This window comes from Trichlorobacter sp. (assembly GCF_030247655.1).
In the GTDB taxonomy this organism is placed as follows: Bacteria; Desulfobacterota; Desulfuromonadia; order Geobacterales; family Pseudopelobacteraceae; genus Trichlorobacter.
Map to the genome: position 1 here is coordinate 1 of NZ_JAOTRZ010000317.1, position 2,334 is coordinate 2,334.

Consider the following 2,334-nt stretch of genomic DNA (forward strand, 5'->3'; position numbering starts at 1 on the left):
CGCTCTTCATCGCTGACTCTCATTGAAATAACATTGTAACGGGGGTTTTCGCGCATTCTGCCCATGGTCTTTGATCTCCTTATGTATGAAATAGTAGTGTTGTTGTTGATACAATACTGTATACATATGCCAACACCGTGCCAAAATACCACAAAACATAATAAGTAGCCAAATATCATATGGTTGAGAAATTAGACCATTCAAATCCTTTTTCATGTTGGCCACATAGTGGGCCAAACATGGCACAGCATAGACAAAAGTATACACTATTCTAGAACATACTAGCGTTCACCACCCGCTTCATCACCAAAGGCATGTTCAAGCTTACGTTGCACGGCGATTCCGTTCTTTTCCAGCAGGCGATAGAACGTTCGACGCGGCACATCTGCAAGCTGTGCCGCCTTTGATACATTTCCTCCAGCCTCCTCAAGGTAGCGCAGGATCAGGTTTCTCTCCAGCCGTCCCACATGGGTTTCACGCTCAGCCTTGAATGACGTGCGTCTGACGCCAGGCAGGACGCCAGCCCGCTCATCAAAGATCTCCCGAAAGATTGAGGGTAGATTTTCAAGTCGAATCACTCCGTCTTGTGAGAGCACTGCTGCCCGCTCAATGATGTTCTGCATCTCCCGAATGTTGCCTGGCCAGCGATAATTACGCATGGCGGTAACAGCCCGCTCTTCAATGCCGGTCAGGCGTTTGTTCAGTTTTTTGCGCGCCTTTTCAAGGAAGTGGCGAGAAAGAATAGGGATTGATTCCGTACGATCACGCAGGGGCGGCAGATCGATTGAAAATACATTCAGACGGTAATACAGGTCCTCGCGGAACCAGCCATCGCGCACCCCCTGCTCAAGATCCTTATTGGTGGCCGCTATCAAGCGCACATCCACCTTCTTGACCGAGGTGCCACCCACGGGCCGCACCTCACCCTGGTCCAGAAGTCGCAGTAATTCGGCCTGTAGTTTGGGGGTAATATCGCCGATCTCATCCAGGAAGATGGTACCTCCATCCGCTGCCTCAAACAGGCCTTTTCGATCAGCTATTGCACCGGTAAAGGCACCTTTTTTGTGGCCAAAAAGCTCGCTTTCAAGCAGAGAATCCGCCAGAGTGGTGCAGTTGACCGTAACCAGCGGTTTGTCTGCCCGGGTGCTCAGGCGGTGAATGGCCCGTGCGGTCAACTCCTTACCGGTGCCGGTTTCTCCGCGAATTAGCACTGTGGTGGGTGTCGGGCCAACATGACGAATCAACTCGACAACAGCGGCGTTTTCGCGATCATCACCAATGATCATATCCTCACCCAGCTGTTTATCCAGCTCCCGTGACATCAGCTCATACTTCTGCATCAGAATGCCGCGGTCTTCCTCCATCTTGCGCAGGTTATAGGGCAGACACATGCCTACATCAGCCAAACCCTGAAACACAGCTACGGCATGCTCCCGACAGGTGGCATAGCCACAGGCACGGCAATTCAACTCATCACCCTGGCTAAATTTAGCGGTGGCATTCAGGATTCTGCGGACATCCTCCGGTTTAGGTGCAGGCAGCTTGATTGACTTATCCTGAAAGCTTTGGGAAAGCTGGGCGGGTGGTTGTGCCGTACGATAATGGGCTGCAGTCCGGTAGGGGATTGCACTATTGGTATAGCGGATAATCAGGTTGCGCTTGTAAAAGTTGGTCAGATCACGATTTTTACCAGGTCCGTCAACGCAGCCGCCATCACAAAAGCGTAGATCAACATAGCGGGGATTGATCCGTCCTGCAGCCAGATCACGCACGATCTCAAGAGAGTGGCTTTCGCCCTCAGCCGCAACGGTTTCGGTATCAAGAAAATCAGTGGCAATATCCAGTGCCCGTAAAGGTCCGCCAGAGAGAGTAAACATGCGCCCCTGCTCCGGGTCAATGCCGTCAAAGGCAGCCTCTGTGAGATTTGCCGGAGCAATACCGCGCCTGCGAAAAAACAGTTCGATTTCGCCATAGGTCAGCACCACATCCACAAAATTAGCTACTTCAGGAGATTGGATTTCAAATTTAGCGGCAATGCAGGTACTGAGGTACACCACCTTGGCCTGAGGCCCCAAGGCCTCTTTAATAAAACGTCCCATGGCCAGCATGGGCGAAACCACCGGCATCAGATTGGGCAGCAACTTTGGGTAATGTCGTTCAATCAGATCAACCACAGCCGGGCAGTGGGTAGATATCAACGTATGGTCTGTTTTGGCAATTTCAGCAGCATAATGGGGGGCAATCATACGAGCACCATGGGCGCCTTCATGTACTTCATGAAAACCCAGGCTCTTCAGGCCTGCAACCAGCTGGCCAGGTGTATAGGAGTGAAGG

The 2,334-nt window shown here is 51.7% G+C and carries 1 protein-coding gene; it reads right to left on the reverse strand.

The annotated features are described in order from the left end of the window. Positions 1 to 281: 281 nt before the first annotated feature. Positions 282 to 2,334: sigma 54-interacting transcriptional regulator (locus OEL57_RS16200; RefSeq protein ID WP_300741911.1), on the reverse strand; the 2,053-nt coding region annotated here is incomplete at its 5' end.